Annotated in this window: 12 protein-coding genes; 8 read left to right on the forward strand and 4 right to left on the reverse strand. The window is 60.1% G+C overall.

Annotated features, from left to right (window positions below):
• The first annotated feature begins 217 nt into the window (after positions 1-217).
• Positions 218-2,011 (forward strand): DEAD/DEAH box helicase, encoded by a 1,794-nt coding sequence (locus tag QZ377_RS04500; RefSeq protein WP_291439908.1) that lies wholly within the window; start codon positions 218-220, stop codon positions 2,009-2,011.
• Positions 2,012-2,667: 656 nt separating this feature from the next.
• Complete coding sequence (gene modD / locus QZ377_RS04505) at positions 2,668-3,540, forward strand: ModD protein (protein ID WP_291439910.1); 873 nt, start codon at positions 2,668-2,670, stop codon at positions 3,538-3,540.
• Positions 3,541-3,655: 115 nt separating this feature from the next.
• On the opposite strand, the gene QZ377_RS04510 is transcribed toward modD, so the two are convergent.
• The 4 genes from QZ377_RS04510 to QZ377_RS04525 all read right to left on the reverse strand — a co-directional run bounded on the left by QZ377_RS04510 (position 3,656) and on the right by QZ377_RS04525 (position 9,767).
• Positions 3,656-4,150 (reverse strand): hypothetical protein, encoded by a 495-nt coding sequence (locus QZ377_RS04510; protein WP_291439912.1) that lies wholly within the window; start codon positions 4,148-4,150, stop codon positions 3,656-3,658.
• Between the two features lie 21 nt (positions 4,151-4,171).
• Entirely contained in the window at positions 4,172-5,614 is a 1,443-nt protein-coding gene (locus tag QZ377_RS04515; protein WP_291439914.1) for a VWA-like domain-containing protein, read from the reverse strand.
• Positions 5,615-5,616: 2 nt separating this feature from the next.
• Positions 5,617-6,609: a MoxR family ATPase gene (locus tag QZ377_RS04520; RefSeq protein WP_291439916.1), complete on the reverse strand. Its 993-nt coding sequence runs from the start codon at positions 6,607-6,609 to the stop codon at positions 5,617-5,619.
• A gap of 200 nt (positions 6,610-6,809) precedes the next feature.
• A complete protein-coding gene (locus tag QZ377_RS04525; RefSeq protein ID WP_291439918.1) occupies positions 6,810-9,767 on the reverse strand; it encodes a tetratricopeptide repeat protein in 2,958 nt (985 codons plus the stop codon).
• A gap of 416 nt (positions 9,768-10,183) precedes the next feature.
• On the opposite strand from QZ377_RS04525, the gene QZ377_RS04530 reads away from it, so the two are divergent.
• The 6 genes from QZ377_RS04530 (at position 10,184) to QZ377_RS04555 (ending at position 15,819) form a co-directional block, all read left to right on the forward strand.
• Positions 10,184-10,810, forward strand: a complete 627-nt coding sequence (locus QZ377_RS04530; protein WP_291439920.1) for an MBL fold metallo-hydrolase — start codon at positions 10,184-10,186, stop codon at positions 10,808-10,810.
• A gap of 8 nt (positions 10,811-10,818) precedes the next feature.
• A complete protein-coding gene (locus tag QZ377_RS04535) occupies positions 10,819-11,502 on the forward strand; it encodes an NAD(P)H-dependent oxidoreductase (RefSeq protein WP_291439922.1) in 684 nt (227 codons plus the stop codon).
• 63 nt (positions 11,503-11,565) lie between these two features.
• Complete coding sequence (locus tag QZ377_RS04540) at positions 11,566-12,438, forward strand: ComF family protein (RefSeq protein WP_291439924.1); 873 nt, start codon at positions 11,566-11,568, stop codon at positions 12,436-12,438.
• Between the two features lie 134 nt (positions 12,439-12,572).
• Positions 12,573-13,712, forward strand: a complete 1,140-nt coding sequence (locus tag QZ377_RS04545) for a DUF4198 domain-containing protein (RefSeq protein WP_291439926.1) — start codon at positions 12,573-12,575, stop codon at positions 13,710-13,712.
• 692 nt (positions 13,713-14,404) lie between these two features.
• A complete protein-coding gene (locus tag QZ377_RS04550) occupies positions 14,405-15,331 on the forward strand; it encodes a Tim44-like domain-containing protein (RefSeq protein WP_291439928.1) in 927 nt (308 codons plus the stop codon).
• Between the two features lie 92 nt (positions 15,332-15,423).
• Positions 15,424-15,819: a PaaI family thioesterase gene (locus tag QZ377_RS04555; RefSeq protein ID WP_291439930.1), complete on the forward strand. Its 396-nt coding sequence runs from the start codon at positions 15,424-15,426 to the stop codon at positions 15,817-15,819.
• Positions 15,820-15,863 lie beyond the last annotated feature (44 nt).

Genomic DNA, 15,863 nt, shown 5'->3' on the forward strand with positions numbered 1-15,863 from the left:
GTTGGCTGGCCTGAACAGGCCCGAAATTTCAGCCAATTTTGTTTAGTATACGCTCTCCCGGCGCAAAAGCAACAATTAAGCACTGGCACGCGGCTCGTGGCCGCGCCAGATCCGCCGCGTCGGGTCCGCACCATTTTTATTGTACATTACACCGGATGGGGATATGTTCCGTCATCCGGAAAAATCCCTACCGAAAAATTTTATTTTCAGGAACAGCATGACCGCATCTTTTGAAGAATTGGGCTTGTCCCACGAACTGTTGAAAGCCGTTGAAGACATGGGCTTTGAAGAGCCTTCCCCCATACAGGTTCTGGCCGTCCCCTGCCTGCTGGCAGGCAATGACGCCTTTGGCCAGGCGCAGACAGGTACCGGAAAAACAGCGGCTTTTGGCCTGCCCATTCTGGACAAGCTCACGCCCGAAAGAAACACACAGGCCCTTATATTGTGCCCCACGCGTGAGCTCGCCATCCAGGTAGCCGAAGAGCTGAACAAACTTGCCGCCCACAAAAGGGGCGTCGCCATTCTGCCCATCTACGGCGGGCAGCCCATTGAAAGGCAGTTGCGCGCGCTGGCCAAGGGCGTGCAGGTTGTGGTGGGTACGCCCGGGCGCGTTATGGACCACCTCAAACGCGGCACCCTGCGCCTGAGCGAAGCCCGCGTGGCCGTACTGGACGAAGCGGACGAAATGCTGGACATGGGCTTTCGTGAAGACATTGAGTCCATTCTGGAACAGACCCCGGCAAGCTGCCAGCGGGTGCTGTTTTCCGCCACTGTTCCTCCGGCCATCCGCGAACTGAGCAAACGCTTTCTCCGCGAACCGGAGATGCTCACCGTAGCCCAGAAAATGCTCACGGTTCCGGCCATTGAACAGATTTATTATGAAGTGCGCCCCCACCAGAAGATGGACGCCCTCTGCCGCCTGCTGGATTCCCGCGCCTTTCACAAGGCTCTTGTCTTCTGCTCCACCAAACGCGGCGCGGATGAAGTGACCACACACCTGCAGCAACGCGGCTATCAGTCCGACAGCCTGCACGGCAACCTAGCGCAGTCGCAGCGCGACCGCGTGATGCAGCGTTTCCGTGCCGAAGGGCTGGACGTGCTGGTAGCCACAGACGTGGCGGCACGCGGCCTTGACGTGGACGACGTGGACGCCGTCGTCAACTACGACATCCCCCACGATGTGGAAAAATATGTGCACCGCATAGGGCGCACAGGACGGGCGGGCCGTGTGGGCAGCGCCTTTACCTTTGTGACCATGCGCGAACATTACAAGATGCGCGACATCATCCGCTGCACCCGCGCGCGCATCACCGAAGGACGTTTGCCCAGCCTGCGTGATGTGGACAATATCCGCACCTCCCGCCTGCTGGATGAAGTGCGCCAGACCGTTGAATCCGGCACGCTTGAGCGCTGGCTCACCCTGGTGGAAGATTTTCTGGCCACACAGTTCCCTGACGGTGAAATTACCAGCCGCGATATTTCTGCTGCCCTTTTCAAGCTGCTCATGCAGCGGGATTTTGGCGATCAGGACAAGCCGCTGGATCAGGATCCGCTGGCCGTGGACCCCCGCCGCCAGTACAAGGACAGGGACAGGGACGGCGCGCCCGGCAGGCGTGAACCCGGCAAGCCCGGCGCACGCCCGCAACGGCGCGAAAATGACGGCCCCATGACCAGGCTGCATCTCAATGTGGGGCATACGCACAAGGCCACACCCCGCGAACTGGTGGGAGCCATTACTGGCGAAACCGGAATTTCCAGCCGTCACATCGGGGCCATCAGCATCAACAAGAGCTTCTGTGTTGTGGAAATAGCCCAGGAGATGGCAGACGACGTGCTGGCCGTACTTAACAGGGGCGTCTTTATTGCAGGCATGCGTGTGGCGGCAAAAGTGGACAGCGGCAAACCCGCCTACCCGCGCCCCCGCAAACCTTTTGCCCCGGGACCTCGCCGTCAGGCTCCCGGCAAATACGGCAAAAAAGGCCGTAGCGGGCCGGAAGAGTACTACAGCTAGAACTGCGCCGGGCAACTGCTGTCGCTCCCAACTGGCGCCACATCTGTGGCGGGGGGCGGCTGCGGGTACGGCACACGCTGCGGCAAGGCCCGTTTTGACGGGACTACCGGGTAAAAGGACAGGCCAAGAACAGCCTTACGGCAGCCCAACGCAGCACAGCAAAATGACTGTTAGCCTAAACAGGCCCAGGCGGAACGTTGCCCGCCTGCGCCTGTTTTTTGCCGCTACCGAGTCCGCAGCATATCCCATACCCACTCTGTACAAATAGCCTGGTGAATTATGCCTGCCTCCGGAGCGGCTCCGCTTTGTCACTGCCTAAAAAACCTTTTATGCCGCCTCTCTTGCACCGCGCCGTATTCCGCCTGAAACGCCTTTGTCTCACAAGGCCTGCCGACAGCCAAACAGTCTGCCTTGAGGTCAGGCAATGCACAAACAGCACTGAGCACTATAGATCTCTTTTTACATATATTCGCCAATATCTGCTGTTTTGCGCAAGTATACTTTTCTTCCATCAGGCATTTCTGTTTCGAGCGCTCCTGTCTTGCACTCAACCTGTGACTGTGTGACACTTGCAACCCAAAGCTGCCTCGGCAGGCGAAACATGCAGGACAGCAGCAGGGCAAGGCCGGGGACGGCACAACAACAGGCGGTATTTCATGCATATTTTCAAATCGGCATCATGGATTGACAGCCTTTTAACCGACGATTGCCCCGGCCCGGACCTGACCGTGGAAATGCTGGGCATCGGCCCGCAAAGCGGCGCAATGCTTTTCAGCCCTCGTGCGGACGGCATCATCAGCGGTGTGGAAGAAGCGGAGCAGCTCCTGACGCGCTGCGGCCTTTCCACCACACGCATGGCCGCCAACGGCGACATGCTTCAGGCCGGTCAGGTTTTTCTTGAGGCCAGGGGCCGTGCCGCTGCCCTGCATAAGGGCTGGAAAGCGGCTCAGGTTCTTATGGAATACATGTCGGGCATTGCCCGCCGCTGCGCCTTCATGCTGGAACGCGCCCGCGCCGTGCGCCCCGGCGTGCAGGTGGCCGTGACGCGCAAGAGCTTTCCCGGAGCCAAGGCCCTGTGCCTCGAAGCCGCCCTGAACGGCGGGGCCATCATACACAGGCAGAACCTTTCAGAATCTGTTTTGCTGTTTGCGCAGCATCTGCTGTTTTTTTCCGGCAGTGAAAAACAGCCCGCGCTGGAAACCCTCGCCCGCCAAGTACGGGACCTGCGCGCCCGCATGCCGGAAAAAAACATCACCATCGAGGTGGACTGCCTTGATGACGCCCTGCTGGCGGCAGGAGCCGGGCTGGACATCATCCAGTGCGAAAAGTTCTCCTGCCAGGACCTGGCGGCCACCGTCGGCGCGCTGAAATCCGCACGGCCCGACATTCTCATTCTGGCCGCGGGCGGCATTGGCGGCGACAATGCGGCGGAATACGCCGCAACGGGCGTGGATGTGCTTGTAACCAGTTGGCCGTACTGGGGCAAACCGGCGGACATACAGGTCGTTATGGCGGCTGACGCCCGATAGGCGGCGTCTCCTTACACCTCTCCCTCAGGCAATCCGACGGCCGCGGGACAGGACGTTTTGCCGGCAGCACGGCGGCCCTTGGCCGCAGATCCGTCCGTCAGACATGGCCTTGCAATCAAAAAGCCGCGCCCTCCCGGTGTGCGGCGGCCTTTGCCGCGATGCGCAGAAACTTTTCAGCCATAACGCCGGGCGCGATTTTCGCCTGTGCTCCGGCCGAGGTACGCACGCTGCCCTCAAGCTGCATGGGTTCACTGCCGTAAGCCTTTTCCAGCGCATCCTCCATGGCGCGCCGCAGCAGCGCGAACGAGGCATCCACTTCAGGATAGAGATTATCCTCCCGCCAGGGCAGCACAAGAGTGCGCGTCCAGGCATGCCCCTTGTGCGAGGGAGCCTCCAGCGTGTGGAACATTTCGGGCCTGTAGTCCGGCGCGCGTTCAAACAGGCCGGGATAGCAGTAGTCCTGCCGCTCTTCCTCCGGCCGGGGAATTGTGGAAACAATGCTCACCACCGGCAGGGCCAGCGCCCGCTCGTGGTCTTCAAGCTGTGCGCAGTAACTGAGAACCGGCCGCAGGTTTCCTCTTTTTTTGGTGATCTTCCATTCTATACGCATAACTGCTCCGCTGGTTCTTCATCAATGTTGGGCCGCAGGCGTGGGCGGCCATGTCTGTGCTGGTCCGGCCATCAGGTTCACAAGTTCCCCGAAGGGCGGTTGCTCCGCATTGGGCTCACTGCACACCCACAGAACCGGATAGTCCGGCTCGTGGGGAAAGCGGTTGCACTCAAGGTCTGTAAACCAGATGAGGCAGGTGGGGTGCAGGTTTTGATCCGCAATATGAGCACAGACCGGACGGTAGTCTGTACCGCCGCCGCCCACGGGCATAAGGTCGGTCGGCATGCTCATGCGGTTAAAGGTTATTTCGCCCTGAATTTTTGTATCGTGAAACAATACGGTCAGCGTGGTGTCATAGGCATCCAGCACTGAAAAAAGCTCCGTACAGAATATGGACAGCACCTTTTCATCCACCGAGCCGGAACAATCCACAGCCAGCACCACATGGGGCAGGCGGGCCTCACGGCGGGCGGGCAGGTAAATATTCTGGTACAGATAGCGCCTGTTGGGGGTGGACCAGGAATAGTCGCTGTTGGCGCAATGCTCCAGAAAACGGCGCAGCAGTTCGCGCCAGTCCAGCTCTGGCTGCCGTTCCTTGCGAAGCAGGCGCGTCAGCCCCGCAGGCAGGCTGCCCATATGCCGCGCCCGCTGCACGGCCTGATTCAGGGCTACATCCGCCTCCTGCTCAGCCAGCTTGAGGGCCTGATCGTTTTCCAGCCCGCTCACGTCAGGGTGGTCGCGCACTTCTCCGGTAAAGGAGGTCTTGCCCTCGCCCTGCACCGGGCTGCCCTTGTCTTTTTTGGCCGTGGGCGTTGCGCCCGACGCCCCTTGTTCGCCCTGCTCCTGACCGGTTTTTTCCTTTGTGCCGCTACTGGCTTTTGCGGCGCTTTTTCCGCCCAGTTCCTTGCCACCGTCAAACGACATGGCTCCCGCGCCTTCCTGATCCTGCCCGTCGGCCTGGGCAGAATCGCCACGCGCGTCCCCCCTGGAGGCACTTTCCTGAAGAACGGCCAGCGCTTCATAAATATCGTCAGCCGACAGGCCCGCATATGCCGGGTCGTGGGCAAAGCCTTCGGGCAGCTCAAAGCCGGATTCGAGCAAAATGTGGTTTATGGCCAGATCACAGGCCCGGTTCCACATTTTTTCCTCGCGCCCCTTGCGGCGCAGATGATGGCCGAAAGCCAGATGCATGATCTCGTGCGCCTGGGCGGCCACCAGCCGGGCTTCGGGAAGGGTGGCGGCATAGGCGGGATTAAAGCCGAGGCTCTTGCCGTCTGTCCACAGGTCGCCGCAGTCGGTGTCTTCCCTGAAGCGCAGCCGCAATGCCAGAGAGCCGAAAAACGGATGGTCCAGCACCAGGGCTGTTCTGGCTTTTTTCATGGCCAGCGCCGCCCGGCGTGAAAGGTCATCCTCCGGCGGGGAACTGTCGCAAGGCCCGCGCAGCAGGCTGTCATGCTCGCTCATGGCTACATCAGCACTTCAGCGTTTTTTTCCGCCCAACGGGAAAAAGCCTCGGTGTGCACAAGTTCCGTATCCTGGCACACGGCGTCACGCATGAGCAAAACGCCGAATTCCGAGGGCAGCCGTTCGGCGTAGGCCGTAAGCGCGTTTATGGTTTCGGCGTTGGCCCTGAGGCTCAGTGCCTCGCACATGGCATAAAGAGCCGCCGGCTCCAGAGGAACGGCGGCCGAGGCCGGGGCCGCCAGCACTTCTTCCACTGTGGGCAGCTCACGCCATACAGCAAGAAAGCCCATAAATTCCGCAGCGCCCGCCGCCCCTACAGTACCCTGAAAAAGTTCATATTCCACATCCTGGTCCGGCACGGCATCAAGAATACGCGAGACAAATTCCCACGACCGGGGCGAAGCAAAGGCCTTTTCTGATTTTTGCGGGTCAAAGTCGTGCAGCAAACGAGGCCTGAAACGCAAAAATGCGCACACTTCAGGCCGTATGCCCGCCATCTGCGCCCAGGCGAGCCAGTCATCCAGGTTGGCGTCAAACTCCAGGTGCACCATGCGGTTAGCCAGGGCCGAGGGCATGCGGTATGACACGGCCTTGTCCTTTTCGCGGTTGCCCGCAGCCACAATGGCCCATCCGTCAGGCAGGCGGTATTCGCCAATGGCCCGATCCAGAATAAGCTGGTAACAGGCGGCCTGCACAAGTGGCGGCGCGGCGTTCAGCTCATCCAGAAAAATTATGCCTTCTTCCGGATCTGCAGGCGTGGGCAAAAATGCCGGGGGACACCATACAGAAAGCCCCTGTTCGGTAATGCGCGGCAGGCCGCGCAGATCCACAGGGTCAAGCAGCACGGCGCGGATATCGCGCAAGGCTACGCCCCTGGACTCTGCCACCTGGGCCACTATCTGACTTTTTCCCACGCCCGGCGCGCCCCATAAAAAAGCTGGCTGGCGGATGGAAATAAGAGAGTTCAAGGCAGAAACAATTTGCGAAGGTGTCATGGCATTCCTGTAAGCCGCTGTCGGCTGGTGGTAGTGAATGCACGGATGCTGCCTCATATGAAAATGAAAGTCAATGTCACAAAGAGGCCCAGCCAACGCCCTCCGCCATCTTTGTACTCCATGAGAACGCCAACGGCCCACACGATAACAGCCGCCCATTATCGGGCGGCTGTGTGCAATCATCAACCTATGTTTTTTACTCAGCCGAGCACTGCTCTGGCTTCGGCCAACCGGGCCTCATCCTCCCGGTCAAGGGCGCGCAAGGCACGCGCCAGCGTCTGCCAGGCCTCCGGCCTGTCATGCAGGCCAGCGCTTTTACGCGCCAGCAGTTCAGCCACGGCCGGGTCTTCGTTGCCGTCCAGATAGATATTTGCCAGCAGCAGCATGGACGCCGCATCCTGCGGGTTGCGCAACAGGGCCTCATGCAGAAGCTCGCGGGCCTCGCCTCCCCGCCGCTGGCGGGCTGCCACGCGGGCCAGATGCCGCCGGGCCACGCCCGGTCTGCCGGGCGAAGCGTCTTCAATGGCCGCCGCCAGCTCATAGTAGCGTCGGGCTTCGGCCCTTCTGCCGCCCTGCTCACAAAGCTGCCCCAGCCGGATATGCGCAAAAAGGTGGTCAGGCGCGACCTTGGCGCACTGCCGGTAGTAGCGGGCCGCGGCGCGGCGCTCTCCCAGGCTCTGGCAGATATTGCCAAGATTGTAGTAGATCTGTTTGGCCACGCCCGCATCGGGATTGTGCCGCAGGGCTTCGAGAAAATAGCGTCGGGCCTCATGCCCCCGCCCCAGGGCCGCCATGCACACGCCAAGAGAGTTCCAGGCCATCACATTGGCTTTGTCCGCCAGCAGGGCAAGCTTGTACTCTTCCAGAGCGCCGAACACGTCGCCCAGGCTGTAACGCCTGTCGGCGCTGATGTTGAGCGCCAGGGAATTGCATATGCCGACACGTGGCTGCGGCAGAAGAAGGGCGTATTCCAGAGCCTTGAGGGCGCAATCCGGCATTTCTGCCTTGCGGTACTGCAGAAAGGGAAAAGCTGCCAGACCGGCCGCGGCATCAAATCCTTCTTTTTTCAGATCTGCGCACAAGCGTTCATACAGCCCGGCAACATCCGGCGTTTCAACACCGGGGTGAAAAAATATCAGGCTGTTGCTGCCGTACAAACCAGCCAGCGGCTCAGCCTGCCCGGCGGCAGGAGCGAGTTTGTGCAAAAGTTTTCCCCACAGGCGCAGGGCCGTGGCCGGGGCATGACCTTCGGCATTTTCCAGCCGCACAATTGCCAGCACAAAACGGGCGCAACGTTCGCTGTCATGCGCAAAACGGTTAAGAAAGTCGCCATGCCCGCACAGGCCGCATCGGGGGCTTTTCGCAGAGGAAGCGTCTGCTCCTTCTTTTTGTTCAGCATCTGGCGCTGTTGAGTCGCTGGCCGCCACTGCGGGAAACGACACGGCGCGCATCTCCGCCCGCGGGCTTTCAGAATTGCCGACGGCTCCGGAGCGTTCGGCAGATCCGGTGGAACAAAACGCAGCCTGGGTAGGCACGGCGGCCTGCGGGAACGCATCCGGGTTTGCCGCCGCGTCGGCTGCATGGCCAGACGCATCGGCAGGTTCGCCACGCCCCTCCGCCTGACGCGTGGGTGCGGCGGGCGGCGTCAACAGGGCTTCCTGCACACCGGGAATACTCAGAGACGGGTCATGCCCGTCCAGATCCGGGCTGAGCACGGGGCTTTGCCCAAGAAGTGCCAGACTGTCGCCCGGCATCGGCAGAAGGGCCGCGTCCGCCAGATGCAGAATTTCAGCCACAGAATCCCTGTCGCCCACGCGCAGCAGCACTGCCTCGCCCTTATAGCGCGGCTTGTGGTCTACATCCGTACTCCAGACCGCAAAGCGCATGCCTTCACGCGCTTTGGCCTGACGCCCGAGGCTGATACGCAAACGGCCCAGCGGGAGACGCTCAAGCACCAGCCCGCCTTCTTGCAGGATACGGGCAAAGGGCATGATGCGACTTTCTCCGGCGCGGGTTCCGTCAGCTCCGGCGGCTTCGGCCGCAGCGGCGGTCTGGCCTGCCACATCGGCTGCCAATCTGGCGCGAGCCATAAGCAGGCGCGCCTGTTCATACATGCCAAGGCCCATTTCAGCGCCCTGCATGTCTTGCGGATACAGGGCGTGCCCGGCACACAGACGCGCGTGCACGACCTGTCTGGTCAACGGCGAAACCGGACGTTCGGCCTCCATACGCGCAAGCACCGCGCGGGCCAGTTTGTGGCACGCCCCCCGCCCGCTGGCCGAAAGCAGCAGGGCCAGCTCGTGCCGCCCCACCCGCGCGGCCAGCACGTCAGACGGCAGAACCGAGCGGCAGGCATCGGCAAACTTGCGCATAAAGTTTTCGGCAAAGGCAAAGCCGTGCCGCCGCACCACATCCGGGCCGTTATTCATGCGCAAAAGCACAATGCCCATACACATGCGGTGCATGGGCGCGGCAAGCCCCTCAGGGGCAGAAGGTTCTTCAAGGTGTGCCCGCACTCTTTCAGCCTCGCCCTCCATTCGGGCAAAAAGGCTTTCCTCCGTAGCAAGCCCGGTAACCGCATCCGTGCGCACGGCCTTGGCGCGAGCCAGATTTTCAAGAATCAGCCCGGTAATGGCGGGCAAAATCTCCAGCAGGGGACGCACCTCGCGAGCGCGAACACCATGCAGCATGACCATGCCCAAAAGCTGCTCTTTCCAGATCAGGGGCAAAAGCAATTTGCGTTCACGCGCCAGCAGTTGTGGCTCATCTGAAGCCTGGCTTCTGGGAAAATACAGGGCATGCCCGCTGAAAGAAAAAAAGGTTGCCAGTTGCCTGCACAACAGTCCTTCCATTTCCATGAGATCTTCACGGGCCAGCTTGCGCACATCCCGTTGACCGGAATACTCGCTGCCCTGCACGGCTCCGTCCCGGACCGGAACATCCCACGAGCTTTCCAGCCGCCCGGCCCATTCGGGGTACGCCGCGCCGCCCGGCGCTTCAGTCCGCCCGGGGGCGGTTTCCGGCACATTTGACGGCACGTCTTGAACGGCTGCCGTTTCCACGCTGTTCGCCGCAGTGCGCGAATCCTGCCCCTCAACGGGACGGCCGGCCGCCTTGCGGCCTGCTCCGGCTTTTTTGCGCGTTGTATGCTGTGCCATGTGCTGCGTATCCCCTTCGGGCTGAAAATTCTGTTTCATCCTTGAAGTGTAGTTCGCTGGTGGCCGCTTGTCTAGAAAATATCATGAAAACCGGCCTCTATATCGGCACTGAAAAAAACTGATCAATGCGCCCGCGCGTTACGGCCTGTAAAAACGTGGCTCCTCACGGCGGAACGTGCCGGAATATACATGTCTGGCGTCAAAATCCTCTGCGGGAGCAGCTATCGCGCACTCTCGCAGCCGCCGGGGCAGTTTCAGATTGGTATTGCTTCACCCGGCTCCTGCTGCTACCACAGGCAACACTTGCCCAGTGAAAGCGAAGAGGTTAATATCTGGTAGCCGAAAGATACACACCGCACTGCTGAAATGGGTATACCCATTCCTGCGAGCAGATTCATACGCATAAGGAACTCATCATGGCCGTTGCCGTTTTTCCCCTTGGCCCGCTGCAGACCAACAGCTACCTTATCCATAACGACACCAGGGCCGTAGCTGTTGACGTGGGCGGCGACCCCGCGCCCATGCTCGAATACCTGAAAAACCACCAGCTCACTCTGGATGCCGTATGCATAACCCACCGTCATTTTGACCATATGTACGGCGTGGCCGAACTGGCCGCCACCACGGGCGCGCCCGTGTACCTGCCGCAAGGTGACGACAGCCTTGCCGACACCGAATCGGGCAAAGGCGGCATATGGGGGTTTCCTCCGGTACCCGATTTCAAAAGCAGCCCCATGCCCCTCGGCAAGACAAGCATGGGCGGCATGGACTGTGAAGTGCTGGAAACCCCCGGCCACACCCCGGGTGGCGTTTCATTGTATTTCCCCGAAGAGCAGGTGGTCTTTACGGGAGACGCCCTGTTTTATCGCTCCATCGGCCGCACGGACTTTCCCGGCGGCGACCATGACACGCTGCTGCACTCCGTGCGGGACGTGCTGTTCAAGCTGCCCGCCGAAACTGTCGCTTACCCCGGTCACGGCCCCGCCACCAAAATAGGCGATGAAGCCGCCAACAACCCTTTTTGCGGTGAGTTCAGACCATGAGCAATCCTGTGGCACTTCTTTGCAGCCCGCGCCCCGGCGGCGTTTCAGATGCCGTGGCACATCTTGTTGCCGCAGGCGTGGCTGAAGCCGGGGCCGAACTGCAGCTTGTGCCGTTGCGCGACTATGCTTTTGACGGCTGTATCGACTGTGGCGGCTGTACCGCCCCCCCGCATCATTGCACCCTGGCAGGCAAAAACTGTGATGGCAGGCTGGACAGAGCCGAGGAAATCTTCACCCTCATCGAGTCCGCGCCGCTGCTTTTTATCTCTGCACCCATTTATTTTTACGCCCTGCCTGCGCATTTCAAGGCGCTCATCGACCGCACGCAGCGCTTTTGGGCTGCACAGAACCACGCGCCCTCGGGCAGGTCGTCCATGCCTCGCCCCCCGGTCAAGCCCGCCCTTGTCAGTCTTGTGGCAGGCAGGCCCCGGGGCAAGCAGCTTTTTACCGGTTCTCTGCTTACCCTGCGCTATTTTCTTTCCCCGCTCAATGCGACGATCAGCGAAACGCGGTTGCTGCGAGGACTGGAAAAAGGCAAGGACCTTGAAGAACGCCCCGCGGTGCGCGCCGCCCTGCACGCCTGGGGCCACGACTGGGGCTGTCGCCTGATGGCGGGCAAGGTGCCGGGCTATGTTTCGGACTCCCACCCCGGCAAGGGCTGCGGCACAGACAGGCCATCATCTGTAACGTAACGCCGGGCCGATCGTTTCGTTTTCGTTATGCAAACTGGTGAAACCAGCGGCCGACCAGGCAGCATGTCCGGCAAACCGGGCATGACTGCACGGATGGGTATGGGCCTTACGGCGGCAGCCCGCTTTCTGGGCTTTACCCAGGCACGCTGCTTTCACTGTCTGCGCCCCTTCACGCCCGGCAAAGAAACTTCATCCTTTTCCCAGCACACTGCCGCAGTGCCGGACATTTCCGGCCCGCTGGCTCCTCTGTGTCCGCAGTGCCGCGTCCTGCTGGCCCCGTATACAGGGCCGCGCTGCCCGTTGTGCGGCCTGCCCTCCGCTCCTTCGCCTGAAGCTGACATTCAGCCTCACCTGCAAAAGGGCAGCCTGTGCGGACATTGCCTTACAACTCCGCCCCCGTGGTCCGGCGCGGCCTTTCATGGCCTCTACAAAGCGGCATTGCGCCATGTGCTTCTGCGGCTCAAGTTTGACGGGCATCTCTACCTGGCCCCCCTGCTCGGCGCCTTCCTGCAAGAAGCCGCCCGCTGCCTGCCCCGCCCCGACGCCCTGGTGGCTGTTCCACAATACCCCGACCACCTGCGCCACAGGGGCTACAATCAGGCGCACGAACTTGCCAGGGCATTGAGCGCACAGACCGGACTTGAACTCACGCCGGGCCTGTTGCGCCGCACGCGGCCCGGCCCGGCGCAGATAGGCCTCGATGCCCGTGCACGGCCAGATAACGTACGGCACAGTTTTGCTTCCTCGCCCGAGGTTAAAGATCGCTGTTTATGGCTGGTGGACGACGTGATGACCACCGGCAGCACCCTGCGTGCCGCCTGCCGCGCCCTGCGCCATGCCGGAGCCGCACGGGTGGACATTCTTGTGGCGGCGCGCACCCCGAAGGACCCGGCAGCCCAGCCGGATCAGCCGACAGGTCCCCTGGGCAAGCCGTGAGGCCAGATGCCGGAAGGCCCTGCCCCGGCCACATGACAATGCCGGGGCGTTCTGCTATGCTTGCGCCAATAAAAAAGCCCGAATTCGTATGCCCGGCCAGCCAGGCAGCCTTTTCCGGCAAAGCAGGAGCATTCATGCCGCGCATTTCTTTTTTGTATACACTGCCGCGCACAGCGGCCGTCATTTTTTCCGCCACAGTGTGCATAGCTGCCCTTTGCGGCCTCACGGCAGCTTCCGCCGGGGCGCAGGTAACCCTGCTCGTTCCGAGCCAGCCCAGCATTGAGGCTCCGGCCAAAACAGAAAAGGCCGAGCCCGCAGGCAAACGCGACGACAAAAAGCAAGAAGCCAAGCAAGCCGCCGCCAAAACAGAAAAGAATACGGACACAGGCAAAAGCAAGACTGCGCCTGCAAAAACGGCCCCCCAGCCCACGGCTCCGGCCCAGGGACAGACCGCTCCCCCCGCTGCGGAACAGAACGCCGGACAAAATACGGCTACAACTGCCGGACAGGCCGCCGCACAGCCTGCGGAAGAGACACAGGCTCCGCCTCCCGCTCCCGAACTGCCTGCCATTGATGAGCAGGTGGATGTGCTTATCACCATGATGCGGCCCTTTCAGAATCAGGGGCTAGTCATGGATATGCCCCAGCTTTTCGCCGCATTGCGCTACGACAATGCCAGTCCCGTCAAGGACGGCCTCATCCAGCCCGAGCGGCGCGACCTTCTCGGCGATGTGGAAGAGATAGGCTATCTCGACCAGAAGGCATGGGGAGCAAACGTGGCCCTTGCCCATCCCGGCCTGTACCAGTTTATCATTGAAGGCCGCCCCTGGTGGGATGCGACTCACGGGCAGTTCCTGCAACACTACGTCAAGGCAATGCTGCCCGTATACGGCGTGGAACGGGGATGGGACCAGCCCGTGGGCCAGACCTTTGAAATCCAGCCCCTTGTCCGTCCTTTCGGGCTTACCGCCCCTGCCCTTTTCTCCGGCGTGGTTCTGCTGCACGGCAAACCTTTGGCAAACGCCTCTGTGTGCATGTCCAGAATCAACACTGAAAAGCGCACAGTTCCCACGCAGTGGCATGAAGAAATGGCGGCCCGCTCCGACAAGGCAGGGCAGTTTTCCTTTGTTCTCAATCAGCCCGGCTGGTGGTACTGCATAGCCACAGCCCCCGGCGATCCCCTCAAAGGCCCTGACGGCCAGCCCAAAGCCCTCAACCTTGGGGCGGTATTCTGGCTTTATGTGGACGGCGCCGCCGATGCCCGCAAACGCTGATCCGGGGCAACATCCGGCCCCATTGCCGCCATTGCTCAGGCTCTCCTGAGGCAGACGCTTCAGGAGAGCCTGGCGCATCCCACTGCAAGCAGTCTGCTGACTGCCCTGCCCGAACAGCCGTGGCCTCAAATACCTGTACAGATGCCCGCATTGTGATTGGCATCATTGTCGCCAGAAGCTTGTGCGCACAACACGAATGTTGCATGGCAATATCATGAAAAACATGCACTACAGGTAAAACATAGCAGTTGTTTCGAGTAAAAATTGCAGTGCATGGCAATATTTTCTATTGTAATTATTTTATTATTGAAAACAACAGTGCACACGAAAATCCAAACCAACAACATAATAACCATAAATCAAAACCTTAAAATTAAGATAAAAATATCCTTACCATTATACTCACAGAAAAATAAATAAAACTAATACTATTTATGAATGCACTATAAATTTTTATCATAATTATTTTTACTATTTTGATGTAAAATAGCATTTTTTAACATTGCAGAATTCATTTATTTTTTAGTATTGCAATGTTTTATTTTCACTATACACCTTTTATGCTTCCTATTTTCAGCAAAGTTGATTTTGCGCTCTTGCCTTTTTTGTCACAATGTTTATAGTCAGAAAGGCTGATCAGACCGTGCGTCCAGCGCACCCTGCAACCAACAACCCCCTCCCGGGAGCTGTTCATGAAATTGAGTGCCTTTCTGACCGCTGCGTTTTTTCTCTGCTGTTCCATCATGCTTGCCATGCCTGATTGCGCCGAAGCCGCCCGCATGGGCGGTGGACGTTCGTTCGGCAGCAAACCTTTTATGAGCACGCCCGCGCAAAAACCTGCCATGCGGCAGGATACGCCCAGCGCTGCGCGCCAGCCCTCGGCTCAGGCCCAAGCCGCGCCCCAGGCCCCTCGCGCGGGCATGTTCGGCGGCATGGGCGGCCTTTTCGGCGGCCTTCTGGCCGGTACGCTGATCGGTTCCCTGCTGGGCGGCCACGGCTTTGCCGGCGGCGGCTTTATGGACATTATCCTTATCGGCCTGCTGGCTTTTCTGGGCCTCAAGCTTTTTGCCCGTTTCCGCAACCGGCAGGCTTCTGCAACGGCAGGGGCGCACGGGCAGCACGCCGACGGCTACAACGACCGTATGCAGGGCATGCAGCGTGAATCTGCCGGGGCCAACGGCTGGGACGTGTTGCGCGGCAATGGCCAGGGGGCGGCAGCCCATGCGGCCGCCGGACCCAATATTCCCATGCCCGAAGGATTTGATGCGGATGAATTTTTGCGCGGAGCCAAAATGGCGTATACCCGCCTGCAAAATTCCTGGGACAAGCGCGATATGGACGACATCGCCCAGTTCACCAGCGCTGCGGTACAGCACGCTGTTCGTGAACAGATGGATGCCGACCCCAGCCCGAGCAATACCGAAATATTGCTGGTGAACGCGCAGTTGCTTGGCGTGGAAAATGAAGGCAACGAGCAGTTTGCCCAGGTCTTCTTTGATGTGCTGCTGCGCGAAAGCCCGGACCAGCAGGCTCCGTCCACTGTTCGCGAAGTATGGCACTTCATGCGCCCAGTCCAGGGCGGCAGCTGGAAGCTGGACGGCATTCAGCAGGTAGAGTAGAATAATCATACCGCACTGGCGGATACACGTTTGTAGACACTGTGCCGGAAGCCTTTGGCTTCCGGCTTGTTTTTGGCAACATTGGAGATTTTATGAAAAACTATGTCGCAAAACACGACAAGCTCATGCAATACCTGCAAATGACCATTGAAAGCGCCAGCCCTGAATTCGCCCGGGTGAGCATGCCCCTTACCGAAAACCACAGAAACGGTATGGGCTGCGCCCACGGTGGAGCTATCTTTGCTCTGGCGGACGTAGCCTTCGGGGCGGCAGCCAATGCGGGTAAAGATACGGGAGTGGTCAGCCTTTCCACCACCATCGAATTCCTGCGGCCCGGCAAAAGCGGCCCTCTGGTGGCTGAAGCCCACGTGGTACGCCGCGGGCAACGCATACAGAATTATGACATAAAGGTTTTCGACGGCTCCGGCGACCTTATCGCACAATGCATGGCCGCAGGATACCAGACAGACATCCAGCTACCGGACTAGGAACAGCTTTTAACCAAACAAGTTTGCTCCAGGAACAATGAAAA

The sequence above is a fragment of the Desulfovibrio sp. genome (assembly GCF_019424165.1).
In the GTDB taxonomy this organism is placed as follows: Bacteria; Desulfobacterota; Desulfovibrionia; order Desulfovibrionales; family Desulfovibrionaceae; genus Desulfovibrio.